The organism is Dendrosporobacter quercicolus, assembly GCF_900104455.1.
Taxonomy (GTDB): domain Bacteria; phylum Bacillota; class Negativicutes; order DSM-1736; family Dendrosporobacteraceae; genus Dendrosporobacter; species Dendrosporobacter quercicolus.
On the sequence record NZ_FNHB01000001.1, the window covers coordinates 1 to 24167 of the forward strand.

The window sequence follows — 24167 nt, forward strand, 5'->3', positions numbered from 1 at the left end:
GCGACGGCCCAGAAAGGGCCTAGTGCTGATGCCATTATGGGCATACAGTGCGACGGCCCAGAAAGGGCCTAGTACCGCTCTATCCGCGTATCTTGATACCAACGGATATTTTAATGAAAATTTTTCAGGATGCAGTATGAGTTTCGCTGTTTTTTTGGTATATTATTCATAAGGGGTTAATGCGCAATATTCAGAAAGAGGTCAGAAAAGAGAGTTGGACAATTAGGGAGGGCTAAAGTGAAATACGTTAAATTTGTAATGCTGCTTGTACTCTGTTCGATGCTGTTTACCACACTTGCCACTGCACAAGAGCGAAAGGATGAGTGGAAAGATCCTAATTATGATTTTACAAAACTAAAAACAATTCTACTTGCTACCTCTGAAGTTCCAGACCTGCAAATTGATAAATATGAAAGCCGCAAGCTGGAAACCTTTTATAACGATGTATTCTACAAAACCCAAAAGAAATGGACTAATCATGCCATTATCTTTATAACATTAAGCCAGTTGCAAGAGAAGGTAGGCGCCTATACCGGACTGGATATGCAGCAATTGGCAATCGATGACCCTGTCAGATTCAAAACACTTATAAAAGAGTATATTCCGATTTGTACGGATGCGGTATTGGATGTACAAGTTATATCTTTTGGCTATAGCCGGAAGTTTGTGGATGCTTATAGTTACACATATAAAACACAAAAAGAAACGGAGGTAGAAACCAAGTTTAAAGATTCGAATGGTAAATGGGTTACAGGCAAGAAGATAATCAAGGAACCTGTTGAAAAGCTTGTGGATGTTCCAGCGCACTACATTACATATGCTAACGCCGGCATGGAGTATACCTTAATAGACAGTAAGACGAATGAAGCTGTCTGGATGCTACTGGATATTAGACAGGCCCGAAACAAGGAACCAATTGATATGATAAAACGAATCATTGATAGAGCGACCAAAAACCTAGAGAAAGTATTCTAATCTGCGCAGCATTTTAGGCAGTCAGCCAGGGAACTTCTAAAGCCTGCTCGCAGGTTTTTAAGAATCATGCTGCTTTAACCTCCTGCATTGTACGTGTATTTTTATGTAGAATTTGAAATGACTATAGACAAACTGTATGAATATGAGTATAATAATGTACATAAATAAATACAAATTGGCAAAGACGCCAGCTTGACATAAGGACTAATTGAGTCTTTGTGTTAATCGGCGTTTTGTTTTTTATTTATTTGTGGTAAATACATGGATAATATATACATATTTATTCGTTTATTTAGTATTATTATAAATAATTATCTTTTCTGCCATAGTACTGTGATAAAGACTGCCGGCGGGAAGGATAAAATTATTAAAGATGGAATACATTAACTTATGTATTTCAAAAAATATACACTGAGGTGATAGAACTGATGATTAATGATTTATTGTATGTCATTCCAGCAGGTACATCTAAAGATGAGGTAGTAGAATTACTTAAGAGCCATCCGGAAATCAAGTTTGTTTCATTGGTAGGTGTTGATTTAGCTGGTAATGATACTGATGAAAAAATTCCAATGCGCGTATTTTTGAAAGATGTAGATGATTTTTATACTGGTTCCGCCGTTCAGACTGATGGATCATCTGTAGTTTTGACTGGTATTGCAACACTGAATAATGCTAAAGTTGATATGCCTGCGGATCCCACCGTTAACTGGTATATTGATTACAATTTTGAGCATTTTGACGAAGAAACCGGCAAGCCGATTGGTACCCTGCGTATACCATCCTATTTAATCCATGATGGTTTGAAGGTTGATTCCCGGGCGTTATTGGCGCAAAGCTTGCAATATGTTAAAGATGAAATCAAGACTTTATTTAAAAAGCATCCTAAAGTTTCAGGCCTGGAGCATATTGACGGAACTGATATTGAGGATGTTGTCTTTACTGCCGGCACAGAGCTGGAGTTTTGGGTTAAAACCCCGCTGGAGCAGGCTGAAGTCGGTGAATTAACAGCTTCGCAGGTTATGCAGGAGCAGTACTGGCAACGTACTCGCGGCACGGTTCGTACAGCTTTGGAACAGGCCATTATCGTGCTTGACCGTTATGGTTTACAAGCGGAAATGGGTCACAAAGAAGTTGGCGGCATTAAGTCCCATATCGACGAGGCCGGTAATTTGACTCATGTTTGCGAACAGCTTGAAATTGACTGGCGTTTTGCCGATGCCGTACAGGCTGCCGATAATGAACTGCTGGCCCGCATTATTGTGAAAGAGGTATTTAGGGCAAATGGACTGGAGGTCACTTTCAAGGCTAAACCGATCATCGGCGTTGCTGGCAATGGCGAGCATACGCATATTGGTATGGCGGCAAAACTAAAATCAGGAAAAACTGTAAATCTGTTTTCGCCAACTGACTTAAAAGCGGATTTTATGAGCGCAGTAGGTTATGGCGCTATTATGGGACTGCTCAAGAACTATGAAGTTGTCAATCCGTTCATATCCTCAACGAATGATTCGTTAAATCGTTTAAAACCAGGCTTTGAAGCACCGGTTTGTATTGTGACTTCATTAGGTCATACTCCTGAGATACCATCCCGAAACCGTACTATTTTAGCAGGTTTGGTACGCGATGTTGAAAATCCGTATGCTACCCGTTTTGAGGTTCGGGCCTGCAATCCATATACCAATACTTATGTAGCCCTATCTGCTATTTATCTGACTGTACTGGATGGAATTAAGGCTGCTGTTGAATCCGGCAAAACGACGAAGGAATTGCTGGCCGAGTTATCCAAGGAATCAGGAACCGAAAGCTTCTATCTGGAAAAAGACCGCGCATATCGTAGCGAACATGATGTTTTTGAAGATTATACGGAAGACGAACGTAATCGTTTATTTGGCAGACCTCCGGCAACGGTTTGGGAAAATCTCCAGGGGCTTACTAATTACCCTGGCAAAAAAGAAGTTCTTACTGCTGGCAACATTTTCAGAAACGAGCTTATTGACGCTTTTGTCGCCGGTGCGTTAATTCGCTGGAAAACTGAACTTCTGCATCGGATTATTCCGGAAAATCTGACCATTGTCCGCGCCTGCAAACGTTTGCATGACAACCATGCGACAGACCATGATTTCTATATTTGGGATAAAGTCAGCACCCTGCGCAATTACCTGGCTAAAGATTCGGTTGAACAGAAATCTGTCTTTACATTAATTGCCAATGCTGTTGAATCGGGTGATTACGATCTCGCATCAGGCCTTCAGGTAGAAATGTATGATAAAGTGGAAGAACTGAAAGCTTTATATACCCAATATAAGAAAAATATTATTTAAAATTAAAATAAAAACGCTCTTTCCCGCAGGGAAAGAGCGTTTTTATTTATTCATTTCCGGCAGCCAGTCATTCCGGCTGATTTTAAATATACTGCTTGGCTACCTCTAGTATTTTATCATAATTTGGCTGCTCTTCGATATTTGGCGTGTATTCGACATAGCGGACAATATTCTCGCGGTCGATGACAACAGCGCCCCGGGATAAGAGTCGCAGCTCTTCAATAACAAAGCCATATTTCAAGCCGAAGTCTAAATCTCGGTGATCTGATAGGGTTTTTACATTGTTAATGTCTTTTGCGGCGCAATATTTCTGGAGAGCAAAAGGCAAATCAACACTTATTGATAATATTACGATATCATCATATTGGGCAGCCTCATGATTAAAACGACCGGTTTGCATATCACACACAGGCGTGTCGATCGACGGTACAACACTAATGACGCGAACCTTGCCTTTGGTATCGCTTAAGGATAACGGCGTTGAATCAGCTTGCAGCACAGTAAAATCAATGGCATTGTCGCCAATGATGATTTCCTTGCCAAGCAGGGTTAGGGGCTTACCGTTTAATTTCACCACACCATTACGTTTTTGCATATATAACCTCCTCGAAAAATTATACAACAGTTAAAGGCAGGCCAGTCAAAAGCTGCCTGATAGATAAACTATATTCCATTGATATTATCGTAATTTATCATAATAATCTTAAGTATTTAGTTCGAAAACAGATAACTATTTTTAGGCTGGCGACATAGCATATACTGTGCAGGCTGCCTATTACCCAAATTTTTGGCAAAAAAGGATTTAAAAAGACAATGGCGAAACTTTGAATTGGCAAAATCATTATTAGGAGGAGTTAAGCCATGTCGAACGAAACTTTTAGTGATCTGGAAGGGCTGAGAATTGCGATAGAAATAGAAGCCCGGGGCTGTGAATTCTATCAGCAGGCATACGAGAAGGCCCAGAAGGCCGAGCACAAAGACACGTTTATCCTTTTAAAAATGAGGAAATTCATCATCAGGAGAAGTTTACCCAGATCTTTAATAAACTAAAACAAAATAAAGATGCCGGAGCCGCAGAATGTTTATTTGATCCGAAGACTTCGCGCTATCTCACCGTATTGGCGCAAGAACATATTTTCCCCAGGACTGAAGACATTGCGGCAAAGCTTAATGAACTTACCACAATTGATGGGATCTTACGAATGGCCATACAGGCTGAAAAAGACTCAATCCTTTTCTATGATGAATTGGCCGCTAAGGCAAAATTTGAAGATGCCAGAAAAATTTTTGCTGTCTTAAAATCAGAAGAACAAACCCATGTAGTAAAGTTGCGTGAAATGCTGGAGGGGTGGGCCTGACTTAGCACCGGCGAATTGGTCGAAGGCGGTGGTTTATTTGGAACCAAGATTAACATTCTATAATAACGAGTTTTGTATGGAATGCCGTGTGGTTAGAGAGAAATTAGCCGAGTTGCAAATATCATATTATTGTATTAATGTTGATCCGATTAAACATAAGCGGGACAATGTTTTTAAGCTGACCAGTCAGTATCTGGTTCCTGTTTTGGTGGATGGTGAAAAGATTTTGACCTCCAGCGATAATATTCTGGACTATATAGTAGGTCATTATGGAAAAGAGGCTGTTCGGCCAATGAAATATTGACTTTATTCGCTCAATTGTTCATTACCTGCATACTATATTAAAAAGAATTATGTGGAGAGGGTGATGCGTGTTGGCAAAAGGCGACGTGCGCTCACAGTGCCAGATTCAAAAACACATCAAAGTTATCTGTCCTTTCTGTGAAAAAATCTTTGAAATACCAATGCATAAAGCGGTAAATGGTGAAACTCTGGAGTGTGCTGCTTGTAAAAGACACTTTGTTTTCAGAAAGGAGCGGCTGGTTTAGAACTATTTAGTAAACAGCTGGAACATGTTTGGCAGATGAAACGGGAACGTAGAATCGTACGTTCTCGTTTTGTATGAAAACTTTTGCATATATCTGGAATTCTCAGGTAATATAGTTTATACTGAAAAATATAGAGTGCTAAGTGTAGGGACTGTTTTAACAGGAAGAAAGGGGCGTTCGCCATGGAAAACAGTTGGATTATAAATGAGATTGAACAAATTGCCCAATTCGGAAAAGACAAACGGGGTGTGACCCGCCTGGCTTTTAGCCCGGCGGATCGTGCTGCGCGTGAATATGTAGAAAAGCTGATGCGGGAAAGCGGATTAGCAATCCGCACTGACCAGATTGGCAATATTATCGGGCGAATTGAAGGAACTGATGCTAAGGCTGCGGCAGTAGTTACCGGCTCCCATCTGGATACCGTTCCCGAGGGCGGTAAGTTTGATGGTATTGTGGGAATCCTTGGGGGCATAGCGGCATTGAGAACATTAAAAATGCGCGGGCCATTGACTCATCCGCTGGAATTGATTGTATTTTCCGGTGAGGAATCCAACCGATTTGGAGTGTCGGCAATTGGCAGCCGTGTAATGACTGGCTGGACAAGTGCCAAGACTTTAGGCAAATTGAAAGATCAGGATGGCGTTACATTTACACAATTGCTGGCAGAGCAGGGACTGGATATCAATCATCTGGATCAAGCAGTCCGGCGGCCGGAAGAAATAAAGGCATTTGTAGAGTTGCACATTGAGCAAGGCACAGCTTTGGAAAAAGCAAATAAGACCATTGGTATTATTGAGTCTGTCGCTGCTCCCGCCAGGTGTAAAATTATTGTTGAAGGAGTAGCGGCTCATTCCGGCACTACGCCAATGGATGAGCGCCAGGATGCGCTGGTTAGCGCCGCAATGATTATCCTGGCCGTTAATGAGATCGCGTTAGAGCAGGCCGACAGAGGGGTTGTCGGCACTGTCGGGGCGCTTAAAGTCTACCCTGGAGCAATGAATGTTGTACCGGGGCTGGTAGAAATGCTATTAGACATACGCGGGATGAACCACTCCAGTATTATTAAATGCCTGCAGGAGATTAAAGATGCAGTCAGTGAGATTGCCGAACGGCAAAATACAGGTGTTGCGATAGAAATCCTGTCGTCAGAGCGCCCGGCCAGCCTGGATGGTGAACTGGTTGAGCTGATAGCCGGGATTTGCCGCCAGCAGGGTATTCAATATCAGCATATGAATAGTGGAGCCGGTCACGACGCAATGAATATGGCGAGAATAACAAAGGCCGGACTGATCCTCATTCCCTGCAAGGCGGGCGTTAGCCATAATCCTGACGAGTATGCCAGTCCGGAAGATATTCAGAAAGGGATTGATGTGCTGACGGAGACTTTGTATCAATTGGCAAAATAACGCTAAAGAGCAAGGTCGGTAAGCATAGGAACTCTTAATCCAACCATTTGGTTGGTTTTTTTACGGCCATTCGGAGGCGTAAGCGCATTGGTTAGCCTATTGGTATTAAAGCCCATGTAGCAGGCTGTTCTAATTACAAATAATTACCGCAATATATTATGTTAATTTTATGATACAATATGTTATGAGCTTTGTGGAAGGAGCGATATATATGAAAAAGTTTGCAGCCATTCTGATGACTGCCATGGTTATCAATCTGTTTTCACCTCTCACTCCGCAAGCGTACGCTGCAGCTTTGGACGATCAATTGGCAGCTGTCATTGGTCAGAGCAGCGGTATTACGCAAGTTCAGGAGTTGCTCAAAATCAAGCAAGAATTAGAACAAGCAGACCGCAACGTTATTTTAGGATCGTTGACCAAAGTCGCTTTAGAAAGGATTCCTGCCGATAATATTGTTAATATGATTGCAAACGGCGGCTTTAGTGATGTCGCGCAGGGTTTTCTGCAGCAGCAGGTTGATAAGAATATTACGGGCAAGCTGAGCGCCTATCAAAAAGAATTGTCGGTGCTTTCCTTGCTGCTTGACGGAAATAATCCTTTGTTGTCCCAGCTAACCGGCGATAAGAACGCAATAACGGCCGATGCGCCGCAAAGTTATAGCAAGGTATTCAATATGACTGCGACAGCTTATGCCCCCGGAGTGCTTGACAATGGAAAATGGGACAACCTGACCTACATGGGCGGTACGGTCCGCAAAGGGGTCGTAGCTGTCGATCCTGAGGTGATACCGATGGGCTCAACGGTGTGGATTGAAGGTTATGGGCAGGCAATTGCCGAGGATCAAGGCAGTGCGATCAAAGGAACCCGTATTGATTTGGCTTTCGATGATCGCCAGGAAGCATTAGATTACGGCATTCAGGATGTCAAAGTCTATCTCCTGGATTAACAGGTTATAAGGCTGTATCTAGGCCTCCCCCGAGGTTAGATACAGCCTTTTTTATTTAGGTAAGCGGCCGGCTATACGGATTGTGACTTGCGATTACGGCTGGAATGCCCGCAAAGCAGCTTGCTGCGAAATTGTGCGGGCATAAAAATAAAATAGCTCTACCTTTTCTGTTCTGTTCATATACTTTGGTGAACGGAGGGAGAGGAGATTAAGGTGATTAATTTATTGGCCTTAAGGTTGAAGCGGGGTCGGTTGCTGTTTAGTGTTGCGGTTTTTTCTATTATGGGCCTGGTTCTTGGCATTGTCGGTTTTGATTTTATGGACGAGCGTGAACTGGCAAGCATGGCAAACCAGCCAACGGCCAGACCTGCCGGGGAAATAAATATCGTTATTAATGTAACCAAACGCACTCTGCAAGTCTATAACGACAACCAGCCTTATAAAACCTACCGGATTGCGGTGGGAAAAAGTGAGACGCCTACACCTATTGGCGAGTGGAATGTAATTTGGAAGGATTATAACTGGGGCACTGGCTTTGGCACTCGCTGGATGGGGTTGAATGTTCCTTGGGGCATTTATGGAATTCACGGAACCAATAAACCCTGGTCAATCGGACAATTTGCCAGTCACGGTTGTATCCGCATGCGCAATAAGGATGTCGAAGAATTATTTGAGTGGGTACCAATCGGTGCGCCGGTCAGGATAGAAGGGCGCAAGCTCAAAGTAAAGCGTATGTTAAAGTATCAAATGAGTGGTGCTGACGTAGTGCTTGTGCAGATGAAATTGAAAGAACTGGGTTATCTAAATGCAAGGGCGGACGGAATTTTTGGACAGGTAACGACAGAAGCAGTGAAGGCTTTTCAAAATGCCAATGGGATGGAAGCAACGGGTGTTGTCGACAAGGCGGTAATTGATAAGCTGGCCATTTAGCTGCAGGCGTTAGGGGTTATATTATGACTGCGTGTTGCTGTGCCCCATACTTTGACTATTTATGCAATTTATTGTAAAATAATTATTAAGCTGAATCCTATTTGGTACGGGGGACCCATTTGACATTTACGGGGATAATCCATTGACATGGAAGGGTAATTCTCATTCTTCTCTTTTCCTATCCCGACAGCTAACCCCGGAGGCTCCTACAAGAGAGGTGAGCTGTTTGACGAAAATGTTTCGATTAACAATCGTTTTGGTGTTGACAATGTTAATTTCCAGCGTTGTTGTGTCCGGATCGCCTAACCTGCCGGTAAAATACGGCATGCGCGGCGAAAACGTGCAAATCGTTCAGAAGATGCTGGCAGATGCGGGGTTTTATACTGAAGCAGTTGATGGTGTGTTTGGCGGCAAAACTTTGCAAGCCATAAAAAGCTTTCAGCGCAGCAGTGGCCTCATCCCGGACGGAATTGTCGGTTCGGAAACGTTTAGCTATTTAAGCCGTGCCGAAGCTCCGGCCAGCAGATATGAAAGATCCCTTACGATGAGTGCATCAGCCTATACTGCCTATGATTCGGGTAATTCTCATTACACTTACCGCGGCAGTTTGCTGCGTAAAGGCTTGGCGGCAGTTGATCCTGCAGTCATTCCATTAGGCACCCGCCTGTATATTCCCGGTTACGGCTATGCAATTGCCGATGATGTCGGCAGTTCAATTAAAGGCAACAAAATCGATTTGGCTTTTGACAGTCGTGATGAGGCCTTGCAGTTCGGCAGGCAAATAATTACGGTTTATTTGGTTGAATAACAGGCATTGCCTGTTATTTTTTTCAAAGTCTGAAGAAGATGGGTGGAGAAATTAGGGTGAAGGAGGGGTGGTATGAATTTTAAGATTGACTATGACGGACATCAGCTTGAGGCGGCAGTGCATCTGCCGGGACAACCGGATTTGAAAGCTGTATGCATCATGTGCCATGGTTTTCGCGGCTCAAAAGACGGGGGAGGCCGGGCGGTTTTACTGGCTGACGAAATCGCCGGGCTGGGCTTCGCCGTTGTTAGGTTTAATTTCACGCCATTGCAGAAGCTATCCAGACAAGTGGCTGAAATCGGCGCTGTCGTACAGTATTGCCAGGACAGGATAAGCAGGAGAATTATCTTGCTGGGCCGTAGTATGGGCGGCAGTGCGGCTGTCGTTTATGCCAGTAAGGAGAAAAATGTTACCGGATTATGTCTGTGGGCTACCCCCTGGAATTTAACCGCAACTTTTCAAGCAGCGCTGGGAAGCGGCTATGAGGTGCTGGAACAGGGCCAAACACTGGCGAGAAGTGATGCGTTTGGCAATTTGCGGTTAGAGCGGGAGTTTATTGATGATTTTAAACAGTTTGACTTACTTGAGCATCTGCGTAATCTTGATAAAATACCGGTGTTGGTTTTACATGGATCGCAGGATAATATTGTGGAACTTAGCCAGGCGGAAACTGTTTATCAATTATTGCCTGAACCCAAGGAGTTTAAAATCATTGCCGGAGGGGACCATCAATTCGCCAACCACTCGCAGGAGGCGGTGCTGGTGGTTAAAGACTGGCTAAAACGAAATTTTATCTGATGAGAAGGGGGCGGGCTGATCTTAAGGCTTGGTGAATAGAAATGCCTGTCAGGTGAATACTAGATTCAAGAAAAACACACCTATTGATAACAATTCATCAAGGATAAGGATGTGGGATATTGAATCTAAGCAATCTTTCGGCTGGTTGGATTTCATTAATATTAGCGTTGGTTTCGGGGATTTTTATGGCGGTACAAGGTTCGCTTAATGCTGCTTTGAGCAAAGTAATTGGATTGCTGGAGACCACTTTTTTTGTTCATATCATCGGCACTGTGGTTTTGGGAATACTATTGTTTGGTTTTAAATTAGGCAAAGGCAATATGGCCGCATTAACGCAGGCTCCCTGGTATTCTTATCTGGGCGGGGTTATTAGTGTGTTTATTATTTATCTGGTAGCCGCCAGCATACCTGAGGTAGGGGTAGCAAATGCCACTACGGCCATTATCATCGGCCAGGTTTTAACGGCTATTATTATTGATGCCTCCGGAGCCTTTGGCTTAGCAACTATTTCCTGGGGCTGGAGCCAAGTAGCCGGAGTGGCGTTTTTGGCAATTGGCGCTAAATTGCTGCTGCGGGGAATTTAGTCATTGCGTTAAATTCAAACATTTAAGAGAATGGGCCGATATAGACAGATTGGTGATATAGAGTTGTTCCCTCTGACGGGCAATGAAGTTTGCAGAAAAAAATTGTATATATTAGTTGACCCTAAAGAGCCGTAAGGCTCTATTTTATTTTGCCGGGACAGTGAGCCAATCATTAAAACTGCTGACGGTTTTCAATATGCTGATGATACTTGAAATGGTAAAAAAGTTGTATGACAAGGAGCGTCAACTGTTTTGACACATGCCGTGGATACCTGTCATAAACTAGTAGTAATCAGCAATGATGAAAGCCGGGCGCATGATGGTCCGGCTTAACAGCCGCGAAACCAATACAGTACGCAAGTGCATTTTTACGGCTGTGGGTCAACATGAAAGGAGCCCATGTTATGAATGAAAGAATTAAAAAAATGCCGCGGTGGCTGATTGTCACCGGCGCTATCGTTCTTGGGGTTTGTCTTATCCTGTATTATGCCGTTTCATTGTTTATCCCCTCCGAGGCAGTCCAGCGCGAGGCCATAACTGCAGGAGGCGGCAATACCGTAAACATTGACGGGTTTGATATTTGGTATACTCTGTATAATGCAGAATCCAGCGAAACGCCCATCATTGTGGTTGCCGGCGGCGGCGCCCTTTCTTCAGACTATATGGAGGAATCCCTGAGATTTTTGGCGGACACGCACCCGGTCTTGTTTTTTGACAGTAAAGGCTGCGGCCGTTCACAAATTAAGCCTGATCTTGAGAATTACAGCGTACGGATATTTTCTGACGGGATTGAAGCATTAAGAAAGCACTTTTTCCCGGACCGGGAGATTATTGTTGTGGCCCATTCCTTTGGCGGCCTCATCGCTATGGACTATACGATGAATTATGCGGAGAGGGTGGAAAAACTTATACTCATATCCAGTGTAAATGCGGCTTACAAACCCGCCATGACCACCGCCTACTTTAAGGCCGGCTTACCGCCCAGAAACCAATTGGCGGCAAATGAGTGGTACGCCCAGAATATCGATGTATTTTTAGGTCCCTATTTTCAGAACAGTTCAGCCAAAACCATACTTGGCAAAACAATGGCCTCCTTTGCCGTCATGATACAGGTGGGTACGCCAAAGCTTGATTTGACGCCTAAGATTAAGAACATCGCTATGCCGGTCTTGCTGCTGGTCGGCGGTGAAAAAGAGCATCCGATTACCGGAATAGATGTCGCACAGAAGCTTGAATCGATGCTGCCCAATGCGCGGCTAGTACAACTGGCGCACAGCGGACATTTTCTGTTTGCAGAGGAAAATGCTAAATTCCAGCAACTGGTAAATGAGTTTATAATCAACTAAACCTATATCGCGCCAGTTTTATTCCAACGCCTTTGCCGCAACCTGCTTCCAAGCCTTCAAACCGATTCTATGGGGCGAGGCAGTGCCAATAGACAATAATTCAGGCTTGCCGCAGGGTAGCCTGAATTATTGTTGGTGACCGCCGTGGAATCCCTGTTTGTCCTAAAGTAGATGAAGGAAAAGCCCAACACGGTGAAATTATGCAAAGTTGCGGGAATGAGAGTTTTGATTAAGCGGCTGTTAAGAATTGGCTCTGGCAAAGAATACGGATGAAATTTAATATTTATTTCATAGGCTACATTTCATTAACTTGATATATAATTAAATAATAGACAATTATAGAATATTACTTTATAAAATTTATTTGATTTAGTAAGGAGATAACAAATGAGTAGGTGGGAAAAAGCGATAGTAACAGTTTTGTGTATGGTTCATGATGGTAATAAAATATTACTCCAAGACAGAGTAAGAAAAGATTGGCGTGGATTCACGTTTCCAGGAGGACATGTTGAAAAAGAAGAATCATTTGTTCAAGCAATTATTCGTGAAATATATGAAGAAACAGGATTGACTATAAAAGAGCCTAAATTATGTGGCGTAAAACAATTTCAAACAGATAAAGATGAACGATATATTGTATTATTGTTTAAGACAGATAAATTTGACGGTACTTTAATTTCTTCTGATGAAGGAGAAATGAGATGGATTGATAGAGATTCATTAAATGATTATACGTTAGTAAATGATTTTATGGAGTTATTAAATGTTTTTGATTCAGATTATTATAGTGAATTTATGTATGAGCGCAACAAATCAAATGATGATTGGTTAATTAAATTATATTAATTATTTAACATACTCTATACCCAATATTCCCCGCCAGCTTCATCGTTGAGCCTCATCGAAAACGGACTTAACGACAGCCAAAAACAAGCTGAACGAATCTCAGGAACAGTTAGCAAAGCTGCAGGAGCAGTTAACTCAGCTCAGGATCGAATCGAGCAAAGCCAGGAGCGAGTTAAAAGCAGCGCAGAGATTATTGCAAATTGCCAACGAATCCTTACAGAAGTACGCCAAAGAGGTCAAGTCACAGATGACTAGACTAACCTGGCAACGGAACTTGTTTGCCGGGGCTTCTTTTTTTGACAGAGAAAATGCCGCTCACAAGCGTGAGCGGCTGCTGTGAATTGTAGGGTATTTTTTGACACGATAAATATTAGTTAGTTTACTTGATCCAGTAGGCCTCTTTTTTCCATTTCGCCTCGATACAATTGATAGGTTTCCTTTTGCATTTGTACAAGAGACTTATAAAAAATTCCGTAAAATAAAATGGTCAGCCATTGGTGTTTCCGGCCCTTGGCGGCAGCATTATAAAGCATGATCAGCTGTTGATCGCTGATTTTACCGTTGGCAATTCTGCTTCTAAGGCTTTTTTGAGTTATTTTACTTAGCATTTGAGTGTATAGGCTAAAAATGAATAGGGCAACCGCGATAAAGGCGATCAGCTTAATGATTTGAATAAAAGTATCCATAATCTTTCTTTCATCCTCCTGTAATCATAATTAAAGCGGTTTGGCCCTCGCCGGAGACTAAAGAGAGGCCGAAAGGCCCCGGAACCCGCAAGCGTAGACGGTAACAGAGCCGGTGGGTAGGGGGAGTTTCCTCCCCCTACCCACCTCCAGTTTAGCATAAATGTCGTCCATTTGAAAGTATGACTAAATGGCTACTGGGTGTAATATTGGCTACCAATATATTTTCTGGAGTAATACGCGGTTTTGATTGGCTTGGAATTGTTGCTGTTTTACTATCGTAATCGCCCTAGCATTGGAGTGGTTTAGGCATCTCCTGATTACGGCCCTGCGCTGCCTACGGTAGTGCAGGGTTTATTTTTTATGAATCAAAATTAAGCTTTCTTCATATACTGAATTATTCTTTCATTTTGGAGGGCTGAATATGTCTTTAGAAATTGTATACGGCATGATCGCCGTTGGAGCTATTACTTTAGGTTCTTTGGCTTACCGGTATTATAAGCTGCCGTGATTGCTTCAAAACCTTGTGCTGCCTGATGGTGGTGTGGGGCTTTTTTTATTGACAAATCCAGTCAGAATATAGAGTGAATTGTTCCAGTTGGCATTCTTGCTGACCGGTTTTATTTCCCCCCCTTGACAAAATATGACAATGTTTTTTATGTAATCGGGTATAAAATCGAATTAAAACGAATTAAGGGAGGAAATGCTGTGAAAATGAGAAAACCAATTGCGCTATCCTTAATGCTGTTATGTTCGATGGGGCTGGTTGCTGGCTGCGGAACGAAAGATACGCCGGCAACTGCTGCCGGGAAGTATCCGGATAAGGCGATTACGCTGATTGTGCCGTTTGCGCCTGGCGGCAGTAATGATGTGATGTCTAGAGCGCTAGGGAAAGTAGCTCACAACCACCTTGGGCAGAATATTATCATAAAAAACCTGCCTGGTGCTGGAGGTGTTTTGGGCTGGAATGAACTAGTTGAATCCCAGGATGATGGGTATACGTTGGGAACAATAACTACAACTGTATTACTGCAGCCGCTCTATGGGACAACCGGATATCACTATCCCTCCGCCATAGATCCCTTAGTGCAGATTGTGGAACTGCCGGCAGTTGTGCTTGTACGTTCTGATTCAGCATGGAGCAACATTAATGATTTAATTGATTACGCTAAACAGCATCCTGGTGATATTAAATTCGGGCATGGTGGGTTAGGTGCGGCAACTCATGTTGTTGGCGAAATGATAGCTAACAAAGGCAATATTTCATTGACCCAAGTACCTTTTAAAGGAGAGGCTGAGGCTCTTGCAGCTTTGCTGGGGGGACATGTACAATTTATTATCACTTCTCCAATTCCGATAAGTGAACATGTAAAAAGCGGCAAGACAAAAGTTTTAGGAATTGCTGATATAAAGAGGGTGAATAATCCATTACTGAGTGACATTCCCACTCTTCAAGAGCAAGGGTTAGACGTAGTATTTACATTCTGGTATGGCATCGGCATCCACAAAGGCATGCCGCCGGAAATAAAAGATAAATTGTTAGCTGGACTTGAAAAAACAGTGAATGATCCTGAGTACATAGAAAACATGAGAAAGCTAGGCATGGAAGTTAATTACTTAGGGCATGAAGAATTTTTTCAAAAATGGCTTAAAGAAACAAGAAGACTTACAAAAGTAGTCAAAGAATCTGGTATTGCTGAAAAAATTGCTGAACAGAAAAAGTAATATATTCAATAAAAAGTCCGGTCGTGACCATCACTCACTGGCCGGACTTTTTATTGAATATAATATAGTAATTTTTGGCAACATGTTGGGGTGTTACCAAAATTCTATATAGAAGATCGCTTAAGGTATTTATACTAAAGTTTAATAAATGTAAATTATTTATTACCACATTTACGGAACGTATGTTCTGAGTGTATAATAAAATAATATTCTGACTTACCGATTAATTATAGGTTTCCGTGTTTAGAAAGGATAATATTGAATGTCTAAAAAATCAATACTTCTTAGAGAAAAGAAAAGCCAGTCCCTGACCGGACTGGTTTGTAAGTTCATAGGATAATCGACAAAATATGATAGAAAAGTCGAAAAACCTACATATGAATTGACTACATTATGCGATTTGTTTTTGCAAGTTTTTGCAATAGGAATTTGCGTTTATACTAGTGAAAAGAGGTTAATTATAATAATAGAAAAGACAGACAACATATTAACCGGCGATCAAGAAAAAATGAAATTACTTTATTAAAGAGCATGTAATTATAACTATGAATGTCAGCCAAGCGGAATATGAATTACTTGCTAAGAGATAGCGTGAAGCACCGTAAAAATAATCAAAAGCAGGTGCAGTACGGTTGCAGTATAGAAGCAAAAAACGGGTTTGCAGTTTAGCTGCAAACCCGCGTATTTACTGGTGGGGTTAAAGGAACTCGAATCCCTGACCTCTTCGATGTCAACGAAGCGCTCTAACCAACTGAGCTATAACCCCTTAACGATACTTTTATATTATATAACATAACATATAATTCTGCAAGGAATAATTTTCGAAAATCCATTACACCATTATGAAGGCAGTTATAATGACTAACTGCTTCTTCTGGTTAGTAGAGTTACACTTACTTTCTTTCCGCGTTTAAGGCGGATGGTTTTTGTATAATCCCGCGTTAAACGCGGGTACAGAGTGCCGAAAAAAACGTGCTGCCAGGCCGCAAGGCTGGAAAGCACGTTTTGTAAACCTTACTATTCAAAATATGGATGAAGGGCAATGAGAACAGCAGCGGCTTATAGCCGGTGTTTTTTTACAATAATTAATTAAAAATTTACATTAAATTAATTATTGCATTATATTCAAGTGCTATGCTGATATGGGGGGGATCTGTATGTCTGTTAAAATGACCGATATGGTATTCTGGATCTTCATACTTTTATATTTACTCATGTATTTCTATGAATTAAGCATTTTATCTGAATATAAGGAATTGTTTCATTTGCCTTTGTCGTAACGAACACGAAAAAAACGGTTCCCGGCTTTTTACAGTAAACGAAATTAGTTCTTATGCACTCGGTTTGAACCGATTCACTGCCTGAATTGACTATACCAGTCCAAACGGAACGCAGGCGGAAGATTTATTGCGGCCGACGCCTTCGGTTCATTAGTGAAGCTGCTTTCGTCTGCGGGAGAATAAGCCATTAATAACATCAATAATCGTAAAGTAGAAGAAAAATCCACAGATTACCTTTACAATGAATTTGAGGCTGTCTAACAGCGCGGCGCAATAGTGCCATTCTTTGATAAAGGGAGTTATTAAAATCAGTACAGTTAAACCTAGCAAAGATAGAAGAAATAATTGAGTAGCAGGATAATCTTTAAACATCATACCCAACCTCCTTTTATTTACTTCTATTTTCATTATATTCTGAATTTATTGTTTTGTCTAATGGTAGGATTTAATTATTTGCACTTATTATAGTATCCATAATATTTTTTCAGACTTAAGCCAATGATATCATTACCGGCCAGATAAAAAAGAGGTGTACGTGGATGATATTGGATAAAGTTATTGAGGATATTAAAAAGCTTGAAGTAACCGGCAATTTTATTAATAATGTAATGTATGCTTTTGAGAATTATAAATTTGGCGGTGAAATTGAAGTAACCATCATTAAAGATTCGGAAACGTCCTATCAAGTCAATGTGAAGGCAAATGCCGACCGACATACAATTAAAATAAACACGAAACATGAAAAAACTACTGCAGTGCAGGAGCGCAGGCAATAGGATAACTGCCTGAAAAAGCAGGCGCTGAATGCGGGCAGCCTTTCTAAAAAAATTCTAAAAGTTGGCGATTATGATAGAATCATGCAAAACAACAGAGTGCTCAACCGCTTTCTGTTCAAATAAACCTACCCTCTATTTCCGTCTGCCCTACGGGTGGGCGGATTTTTTTATCCGGTAAACGCAGCGGTGTAAAAAAATCATTGTCCGTTTAGTCACTTTTTTAACGACCAGCATTTTCTAAAAAAGTTCTAAAAATTGGTGGTTATGATTAGAGACGACTCCTCCCATATATGAATAATGATTTTTGTGGCCTCAGTAATCTGCTGAGGCTTCTTTTTTTACCGGAAGGATAGCTTCCACCTTAAAAATAAGTTTGAAAGTTTTCGCCGCAAAGCGAAGTTTGACTGGTATGGCCAGGCAAGTCAGTCTTTGCTTTAGTATCCATGATTGTGCCGGAACCGGCCTAAGGCTGGCGCATAAAAAAGCCGGAGCTTGTAATATACGGAGATAAATATACAATATATAGTCGCAAACAGCTTAAAATAACACCATATTTAGTATTTTGTTCTTTGGTACGAATTGGTTAATGTGATAGAATATATTCAGACATTTGATGAGTTGTGCTATTGGATAATGGAAGTAGGAGATGGAGTTGGCAATCATGAATAATTTACTGGTAATCAAGCGCGATGGCCGTAAAAGTGAATTTCATACGGTGAAGGTCTATGATGCGATTCAAAAAGCCTATACGGAGAATTTTGATGGTATTGTCGATACCAAGAAGGTCAAAGCATTAACCGAGAAGGTCGTTTCTTTGATTACCGAGTCGGGAAAACAAAGTATTTCAGTTGAAGAGATTCAGGATATTGTCGAAGATGTGCTAATTCGATCCCGGGAAGTGGCAGTAGCCAAAAAATATATTGGCTACCGGGCGCAGCGCACACAGATCCGTGAAGCCAATATGCGCCTGATGCTGGAATATAAAGATATTACCTTTAAGGATGCGGAGCAGGTGGATAGCAAACGGGAGAATGCCAATGTGGACGGCAATACCGCAATGGGGACAATGCTGCAGTATGGTGCTACCGGTTCTAAACAATTTGTTATCCACCATATTTTAAAAAACGCTCACGCTTTGGCGCATCAAGAGGGTGTCATTCATATTCATGATATGGATTTTGAGGCGATTGGCACGTTGACTTGCTGCCAGATTGATATTCATAAGCTGTTTAAGAATGGTTTTTCTACCGGACACGGGCATTTGCGGGAACCTCAGGACATTATGAGTTATGCCGCTTTAGCGGCCATTGCCATTCAAAGCAATCAGAATGATCAACATGGCGGACAGTCTATTCCTAATTTTGATTACGGGCTGGCGCCAGGTGTTGCCAAGACTTTTGTAAGACTTTACAAGGACAATCTGACCAAAGCGGTGATGCTTCAGTTTGACTCTTTGCCGGAGGCCGCGGTTGAGGCGATTGTAGAGAAAGTCGTGGACCCGTACCAGGAAAACGCAGAATTCCCGCGGATCGGCGAGACACACTATGCGTTGTACCGGGAGTCTGAGACGGTTAGACTGAGAGCAGCTTTGCAGGAGGCCGGCGTCGAGCTGGACGAGATGCGGACCGTCAGACTGCAAACCACGGTTTACCGGTTTGCCAGAAATGAAACAATGAAAAAGACATACCAGGCAATGGAAGGCTTTCTGCATAATCTTAACACGATGCATTCACGGGCCGGAGCGCAGGTGCCGTTTAGCAGCGTGAATTTCGGCACAGATGTGTCACCTGAAGGCAAACTGGTGGCGGAACAGTTTTTGTTATCGGTCGAGCGGGGGCTGGGCAATGGTGAAACGGCAATATTTCCGATCAGCATCTTCAAGGTGAAGGAAGGGATAAATTACAATCCGCAGGACCCCAATTATGATTTGTTTAAGCTGTCCTGCCGCGTATCCGCTAAACGGCTGTTCCCCAATTTTGTTTTTTTGGATGCTCCATTCAATTTGCAGTATTATCAACCGGGGCGGCCTGAAACGGAAGTAGCGACTATGGGGTGCCGTACCCGCGTGGTTGGCTCAGTGTTTCCGGAGTCGGACGGAATTGTGTTTGGGCGCGGCAATCTATCGTTTACCAGTATCAATCTGCCGCGGCTGGGAATTAAATACGGGATAGCCCGCGGTGAGCGTGAGCAGCCTGATCTGACCGGGTTTTACCGGGATTTGGATGAGGTTATCGATTTGGTTATTGCTCAGTTGCTAGAGCGGTATGAAATCCAGAAGAATAAAAAGGTAAAAAATTTTCCTTTTCTGATGGGTCAAAATATCTGGTATGGAGCCGAGCAGCTGAACTGGGAGGACCGCCTCGAAGAGGTCATTAAACACGGCACACTGACTGCCGGTTTCATTGGCCTGGCGGAAACGTTAAAGGCGTTAACCGGCAGCCATCACGGCGAAACGGCAGAGGCTCAGAATTTAGGCCTGGAGATTATCGGCCATCTGCGCCGCAGAATGGATGAGGCCGCCAATGCTTATCAGCTTAACTTTTCGCTGATTGCCACACCGGCGGAAGGTTTGTCCGGGCGGTTTGTAAAAATTGATCATACGAAATTCGGCGGTATTCCGGGAGTAACCGACCGGGAATACTATACGAACGGTTTTCATATTCCGGTGTATTTCCCAATCAGCGCCAGCCGCAAAATCGAGCTGGAAGCCCCCTATCATGCTTTTACCAATGCCGGACATATTACTTATATCGAATTAGATGGCGATATGACCAAAAATCCTGATGCTTTTGAGCTGGTTGTGCGTAAAATGAAAGAATCGAATATTGGCTATGGTTCAATTAATCATCCGGTGGACCGTGACCCGGCTTGTGGCTTTACCGGTGTCATTGGCGATATTTGTCCCAAATGCGGCCGCAAAGAACAAGGGCCGGGCAGCATGCCCTTCGAACGGATTCGTCGTATTACCGGCTATCTGGTAGGAACGATGGAGAAATGGAATAACGGTAAACGAGCTGAAGAAAAAGACCGGGTTAAGCATCTGGATGGCCGGAAAACTCATGCTTAACCTGCGTCTGGCCGCTGACATTACCATTGATTCTGTGGTGGATGGACCCGGGCTGCGCACCGTTGTGTGGTGTCAGGGCTGTGTTCATCAATGCCCGGAATGCCATAATCCTGCGACTCACTGCCCAACCGGCGGATTTGAAAAAACGGTTTCGGCAATTATTCGGGAAATACTGGCAGTTCCAATGCAGTCAGGCGTAACATTTTCCGGCGGGGAGCCGATGCTGCAGGCGAAAAGCTGTGCGGCAGTTGCCCGGGCATTAAAAGAACAAGGCCGGAATATTTGGTGTTATACGGGCTTCACTTTCGAGGAATTGCTGGAGCAGCCGGAGTGTGTGCAATTTCTCAATCATATTGATGTGCTGGTGGATGGCAAATTTGTTCCGGAAATGAAAAGCTATAATTTGCCGTTTCGGGGTTCCGCCAATCAGCGTCTGATCGCTGTTCCTGAAAGTTTAAGGAGAAAACAAGCTGTTTTGCTGAGACATTCCCTTTAGGAGATGAGTACATGGGTGCTAAAATTAAAATAGCGGCTATCGGTGATTCGATTACTTACGGCTACCCTTTTGGCCCGGCTTTTTCCTGGTTAAACTCTATTGGCAACCACGGGCGCCGGGCGGTGGCCAACCGGGGCGTATGCGGCGATACAACCAGCGGAATGTTGAAGCGGTTTGCAGCCGATGTGCTTGCCGTCAAACCGCACTATACGTTTATTCTTGGCGGAACCAATGACGCCTGTAGCAAAGCTGCAGCCAGTCTGGTTGAAAACAATATTGTTAAAATGACTGAGCTGGCTGTTAACGAGGGTATTAAACCGGTCATTGGTATCCCAGTTCCCTCTCTCAGTCCGGTTGAAGAGGAAATTTTGCATACGTATCGTCTCAGAATGTATGAATATGCCCGTACAGCAGGAATCTGTTATGTTGACTTTTATGCCGCTTTCCAGGCCTATGCCGCCCGTAATGCCTGGCAAAACTTATATGTCGATGAGTTACACCCCAGTCAAACAGGATACCGGCTAATGGGGGAGACTGCAAGCGGATTTTTTGGGAGGTTAACCCCGGAAGTTGATTAGTGGCCGGCCAAGTCTAAAGCCGGGGGCTGAATTGCGTGAGCTTTTACGTCCGGCAAGGCGAAGGAGCCGCACAGATCGGCAAGATGTAAGGCGATGACAACGCGTACGAAAAAGGCTACGCTGTCTAAGCTGAGATTTAACTTTGTCAAGCACTAGCTATGCCGCCGTATGATATTTGAAGATTTTAAGGCCTGCCCAACCGGCGGGCTGTTTTTTTATCCTTGCTTTAGGTGCGCCAGGGGTGGCTTACCGGCGACGATGCAAATTACTGTAGTTTTCAGTGGGGCCAATGAATGGCGCAGGCCGGATATCGTCGTTGACGGAAATAGCAGAAATTTGTTATAATGACATCGTTTGATATAGATGGTTAAATGTAGTGTATAGGGCGGGAAGGCTGAACTGATACAGCCTTCCCGTTGGGAATACATAAGACTGTTTTGGGGGATTTTTGGGTGTTGTGAAAAGGTCTTTCTTTTAATTATGCCAGTCAAGAACAATGGAGGGCGAAATGAATTTATTACATGACACATTAGCTAAAATTACTCCGCTTAACCTTGAGGTAATGGAAGGGGTGCAGGAGCGCCTTGACCGCCTGAGCAAACCGCGAGGCAGTTTGGGCCGGCTGGAGGATATGGTCAAGCAATATGCCGGAATTACCGGCGAGACTGAGCCTAAGGCGCCGCGTAGCTGTATGGTGGTGACTTCAGCCGACCATGGGGTAGCGAAGCATGGCATTAGCGCCTATCCTGTTGAGACTACGATGCATATGACTGCCAATTACCTGGTCTCCAAAGGTGCGAGCGCCAATGCCTTCGCCAATTTTTGCGGCGCCGATATGGTGGTTGTTGATATGGGGATAGCCGGTGATTTATCTGATGTGCCGGGGTTGTGGCAGCGAAAGATTGCTTATGGTACGAACGACTTTACCCAAGGTCCGGCAATGAGCTATGAACAAGCAGTGCAGGCGATAGAAACCGGTATTGACATTGTCAATTGCAAGGCGCAGGAAGGTTATCGCTGCTTTAGCCTTGGCGAAATGGGGATTGGCAATACAACCGCCAGTGCGGCTATTGTCGCCGCTTTTACCGGCCTGTCGCCGGAGACGGTTACCGGCCGGGGTACGGGCATTTCCGATAGCCGGATGAAGGTGAAGATTGAAGTTGTTCGCCAGGCGTTAACGGTAAACCATCCGGATAAAGCAGACGGAATTGATGTACTGGCCAAAGTGGGCGGCTTTGAGATCGGCGCTTTGACCGGGGTGATTCTGGGCGCGGCCGCAAACCGGTGCGCCGTTGTTATTGACGGACTAAATACAACTGCAGCGGCTTTAATTGCCGCTGCAATTAATCCGTTGAGTAAGAAATACATGTTTGCCTCCCATTTGTCCGGTGAACCTGCCCATATCATTGCCCTGAATTATCTGAACTTGCAGGCTTGCCTGGATATGGGCGTGCGGCTGGGTGAAGCGATTGGGGCATCAATGGTGGTTGATATGCTGAGTGTTTCCATTAAGCTGCTGCAACATATGACCTCGTTTGACCAGTCCGGGCTAGTAAAAGCCGCTATCCCGGGAGGAGGACGTTGTAATGCTGGATGAGACCATTTCACAGATTAAACCTTTAGATCAGGCAGCTATGGAAAAATGCCAGTTAAGAATTGATAATTTAACCAAACCGCTGGCCAGCCTGCAATCGTTTGAATACTTAATCAGGAAAATCGCCGGCGTTACCGGTAACGCGCGGCCGCGGTCCTTAAAGAAGAGTATCGTCTTAATGGGCGGCGATCATGGCGTGAGCGCGGAAGGAGTTAGTGATTGCCCGCAGGAAGTAACAGCTCAAATGATGGAAACTTTTTGCCGGGGCGGCGCGGCCATCAATGTGTTCGCGCAGCATGTGGAGGCTGATTTAGTGCTGGTGGACATTGGCGTAGCTGCCGAACTGCCGCATAGTGTCTGCCTGCATGATAAAAAAGTCGCCTATGGAACAAAAAATTTGGCGGAGCAGCCGGCCATGACCCGTGGTCAAGCCCTGCAGGCGATTAACGCCGGGATTAAAATAGCGCTTGCTGAAACGGAAAAGGGGATAGGCGTGCTGGGACTGGGCGAAATGGGGATTGCCGGCACAACTGCGGCTACGGCAATTGTGGCCTGTTATGCGGAGCAAAGTGTAGCGGAATTAACAGGCTACGGAACGGGTGTTGCCGATACGATCCTGAATAAAAAAGTTCAGGTGATTAAAGCTGCCCTGGCGGTAAATCAGCCGGAGGCAAATGATCCGTTGGATGTACTAAGTAAAGTCGGCGGCTTTGAAATTGCAGGACTGGCTGGCGTAATCCTGGGCGCCGCCGCCGGCAGGGCGGTAATTGTGCTGGATGGCCTGGTCACGACTGCGGCCGCCTTAATTGCCGTTAAGCTGGCGCCGCAAGTGAAAGATTATCTGATTGGTTCTCATTATTCGGTTGAGCCGGCGCACAAAGCAGCTTTAACCATAATTGATGTCCCGGCCTATTTGTATCTTGATATGCGGTTAGGCGAAGGAACTGGAGCCGCTATGGGGATGTCGCTGATCAACGCCGCTCTGCATGTCATGAATGATATGAAAACGTTCGGTGAAGCCGAAGTGGCGGTGGCGCAGGATGGGCCGGGGGCGCTAAAGCAAAGTAAAGATGTCCGGGATGAGTAACGGCCGTTTACC

23 protein-coding genes, 1 tRNA gene and 1 riboswitch are annotated in these 24167 nt (G+C 43.9%); of the genes, 20 read left to right on the forward strand and 4 right to left on the reverse strand.

Annotated features, from left to right (window positions below):
• Window positions 1-237 precede the first annotated feature (237 nt).
• Together BLR06_RS00005 and BLR06_RS00010 are read left to right on the forward strand one after the other, a co-directional pair.
• Window positions 238-975, forward strand: coding sequence for a hypothetical protein (locus BLR06_RS00005; protein ID WP_092067048.1), 738 nt, complete (start codon window positions 238-240; stop codon window positions 973-975).
• Window positions 976-1403: 428 nt separating this feature from the next.
• Window positions 1404-3299, forward strand: a complete 1896-nt coding sequence (locus BLR06_RS00010; RefSeq protein ID WP_092067050.1) for a type I glutamate--ammonia ligase — start codon at window positions 1404-1406, stop codon at window positions 3297-3299.
• 82 nt (window positions 3300-3381) lie between these two features.
• Here the strand turns inward: BLR06_RS00010 and tpx are convergent, their stop codons facing one another.
• Complete coding sequence (gene tpx / locus BLR06_RS00015) at window positions 3382-3894, reverse strand: thiol peroxidase (RefSeq protein ID WP_092067052.1); 513 nt, start codon at window positions 3892-3894, stop codon at window positions 3382-3384.
• Window positions 3895-4160: 266 nt separating this feature from the next.
• Between tpx and BLR06_RS19860 the strand changes: the two genes are divergently transcribed.
• The 11 genes from BLR06_RS19860 (at window position 4161) to BLR06_RS00065 (ending at window position 12869) form a co-directional block, all read left to right on the forward strand.
• Window positions 4161-4349 (forward strand): ferritin family protein, encoded by a 189-nt coding sequence (locus tag BLR06_RS19860; RefSeq protein WP_245697965.1) that lies wholly within the window; start codon window positions 4161-4163, stop codon window positions 4347-4349.
• Window positions 4350-4501: 152 nt separating this feature from the next.
• The gene (locus tag BLR06_RS19865) at window positions 4502-4657 is read left to right on the forward strand and encodes a ferritin family protein (RefSeq protein WP_245697966.1); all 156 of its coding nucleotides are present in this window, start codon (window positions 4502-4504) and stop codon (window positions 4655-4657) included.
• A gap of 37 nt (window positions 4658-4694) precedes the next feature.
• A complete protein-coding gene (locus tag BLR06_RS00025; RefSeq protein ID WP_139164416.1) occupies window positions 4695-4961 on the forward strand; it encodes a glutathione S-transferase N-terminal domain-containing protein in 267 nt (88 codons plus the stop codon).
• 426 nt (window positions 4962-5387) lie between these two features.
• On the forward strand, window positions 5388-6611 hold the full coding sequence (locus BLR06_RS00030; protein ID WP_092067054.1) for a Zn-dependent hydrolase: 1224 nt from the start codon (window positions 5388-5390) through the stop codon (window positions 6609-6611).
• 211 nt (window positions 6612-6822) lie between these two features.
• A complete protein-coding gene (locus BLR06_RS00035; protein ID WP_092067056.1) occupies window positions 6823-7557 on the forward strand; it encodes a 3D domain-containing protein in 735 nt (244 codons plus the stop codon).
• Window positions 7558-7770: 213 nt separating this feature from the next.
• Complete coding sequence (locus BLR06_RS00040) at window positions 7771-8487, forward strand: L,D-transpeptidase family protein (protein ID WP_422699897.1); 717 nt, start codon at window positions 7771-7773, stop codon at window positions 8485-8487.
• Between the two features lie 78 nt (window positions 8488-8565).
• Window positions 8566-8707: riboswitch (cyclic di-AMP (ydaO/yuaA leader) on the forward strand.
• A 15-nt stretch (window positions 8708-8722) separates the two neighbouring features.
• The gene (locus tag BLR06_RS00045) at window positions 8723-9295 is read left to right on the forward strand and encodes a peptidoglycan-binding protein (protein WP_092069680.1); all 573 of its coding nucleotides are present in this window, start codon (window positions 8723-8725) and stop codon (window positions 9293-9295) included.
• A 72-nt stretch (window positions 9296-9367) separates the two neighbouring features.
• Window positions 9368-10093, forward strand: a complete 726-nt coding sequence (locus tag BLR06_RS00050; RefSeq protein WP_092067058.1) for an alpha/beta hydrolase — start codon at window positions 9368-9370, stop codon at window positions 10091-10093.
• A gap of 167 nt (window positions 10094-10260) precedes the next feature.
• A complete protein-coding gene (locus BLR06_RS00055) occupies window positions 10261-10677 on the forward strand; it encodes a DMT family transporter (RefSeq protein ID WP_281242266.1) in 417 nt (138 codons plus the stop codon).
• Between the two features lie 404 nt (window positions 10678-11081).
• Complete coding sequence (locus BLR06_RS00060) at window positions 11082-12023, forward strand: alpha/beta fold hydrolase (RefSeq protein ID WP_173813035.1); 942 nt, start codon at window positions 11082-11084, stop codon at window positions 12021-12023.
• Between the two features lie 387 nt (window positions 12024-12410).
• A complete protein-coding gene (locus BLR06_RS00065; RefSeq protein WP_092067062.1) occupies window positions 12411-12869 on the forward strand; it encodes an 8-oxo-dGTP diphosphatase in 459 nt (152 codons plus the stop codon).
• 374 nt (window positions 12870-13243) lie between these two features.
• On the opposite strand, the gene BLR06_RS00070 is transcribed toward BLR06_RS00065, so the two are convergent.
• Window positions 13244-13555 (reverse strand): hypothetical protein, encoded by a 312-nt coding sequence (locus BLR06_RS00070; protein WP_092067064.1) that lies wholly within the window; start codon window positions 13553-13555, stop codon window positions 13244-13246.
• A gap of 711 nt (window positions 13556-14266) precedes the next feature.
• On the opposite strand from BLR06_RS00070, the gene BLR06_RS00075 reads away from it, so the two are divergent.
• Window positions 14267-15277: a Bug family tripartite tricarboxylate transporter substrate binding protein gene (locus BLR06_RS00075; RefSeq protein ID WP_245698032.1), complete on the forward strand. Its 1011-nt coding sequence runs from the start codon at window positions 14267-14269 to the stop codon at window positions 15275-15277.
• A 689-nt stretch (window positions 15278-15966) separates the two neighbouring features.
• Here BLR06_RS00075 and BLR06_RS00080 read toward each other — a convergent pair.
• Window positions 15967-16043 (reverse strand) — tRNA-Val (locus BLR06_RS00080).
• Window positions 16044-16707: 664 nt separating this feature from the next.
• The gene (locus BLR06_RS00085; RefSeq protein ID WP_092067066.1) at window positions 16708-16932 is read right to left on the reverse strand and encodes a hypothetical protein; all 225 of its coding nucleotides are present in this window, start codon (window positions 16930-16932) and stop codon (window positions 16708-16710) included.
• Window positions 16933-17096: 164 nt separating this feature from the next.
• On the opposite strand from BLR06_RS00085, the gene BLR06_RS00090 reads away from it, so the two are divergent.
• From BLR06_RS00090 to cobT (BLR06_RS00115), 6 genes are all read left to right on the forward strand, one after another.
• Window positions 17097-17333 carry a hypothetical protein gene (locus BLR06_RS00090; protein WP_092067068.1) on the forward strand — a complete coding sequence of 79 codons (237 nt, stop codon included), beginning with the start codon at window positions 17097-17099 and terminating at the stop codon, window positions 17331-17333.
• 661 nt (window positions 17334-17994) lie between these two features.
• Window positions 17995-20400 carry an anaerobic ribonucleoside triphosphate reductase gene (locus tag BLR06_RS00095; RefSeq protein ID WP_092067070.1) on the forward strand — a complete coding sequence of 802 codons (2406 nt, stop codon included), beginning with the start codon at window positions 17995-17997 and terminating at the stop codon, window positions 20398-20400.
• Window positions 20393-20896 (forward strand): anaerobic ribonucleoside-triphosphate reductase activating protein, encoded by a 504-nt coding sequence (gene nrdG / locus BLR06_RS00100; RefSeq protein WP_092067072.1) that lies wholly within the window; start codon window positions 20393-20395, stop codon window positions 20894-20896. Before BLR06_RS00095 ends, nrdG begins: the two co-directional genes overlap by 8 nt.
• 11 nt (window positions 20897-20907) lie before the next feature.
• Entirely contained in the window at window positions 20908-21474 is a 567-nt protein-coding gene (locus BLR06_RS00105; RefSeq protein ID WP_092067074.1) for a GDSL-type esterase/lipase family protein, read from the forward strand.
• 508 nt (window positions 21475-21982) lie between these two features.
• On the forward strand, window positions 21983-23071 hold the full coding sequence (gene cobT, locus BLR06_RS00110) for a nicotinate-nucleotide--dimethylbenzimidazole phosphoribosyltransferase (protein ID WP_092067076.1): 1089 nt from the start codon (window positions 21983-21985) through the stop codon (window positions 23069-23071).
• Window positions 23061-24155 (forward strand): nicotinate-nucleotide--dimethylbenzimidazole phosphoribosyltransferase, encoded by a 1095-nt coding sequence (gene cobT / locus BLR06_RS00115; RefSeq protein ID WP_092067078.1) that lies wholly within the window; start codon window positions 23061-23063, stop codon window positions 24153-24155. Before cobT (BLR06_RS00110) ends, cobT (BLR06_RS00115) begins: the two co-directional genes overlap by 11 nt.
• The last annotated feature ends 12 nt before the right edge of the window (window positions 24156-24167 follow it).